The organism is Aquabacterium sp. A08, assembly GCF_011742065.1.
Genome location: NZ_JAAQQT010000383.1, coordinates 1 through 438 on the forward strand (window position 1 = coordinate 1; position 438 = coordinate 438).

Below are 438 nucleotides of genomic sequence, written 5' to 3' on the forward strand. Positions count from 1 at the left end.
AAGCGCGAAGACGTGCAGCGCGGCCAAGTGCTGTGCAAGCCCGGCTCCATCAAGCCGCACACCCACTTCACCGGTGAGGTGTACGTGCTGTCCAAAGACGAAGGCGGCCGTCACACCCCGTTCTTCAACAACTACCGTCCGCAGTTCTACTTCCGTACCACGGATGTGACCGGTTCCATCGAGCTGCCCGAAGGCAAGGAAATGGTCATGCCCGGCGACAACGTGTCGATCACCGTCAAGCTGATCGCCCCGATCGCCATGGAAGAAGGCCTGCGCTTCGCCATCCGTGAAGGCGGCCGCACCGTCGGCGCCGGCGTCGTGGCCAAGATCATCGACTGATCTGTTTCGGTTCTAGGGGTATAGCTCAATTGGCAGAGCGTCGGTCTCCAAAACCGAAGGTTGTAGGTTCGATTCCTACTGCCCCTGCCACCCGGCAGT

General features: G+C 60.7%; 1 tRNA gene and 1 pseudogene. Both read left to right on the forward strand.

Annotation, left to right across the window (positions count from 1 at the left end):
* Positions 1-339, forward strand: a pseudogene (tuf, locus tag HA630_RS02180) (elongation factor Tu); the annotation flags it as partial.
* Positions 340-353: 14 nt separating this feature from the next.
* Positions 354-429 (forward strand) — tRNA-Trp (locus HA630_RS02185).
* Positions 430-438: the final 9 nt, after the last annotated feature.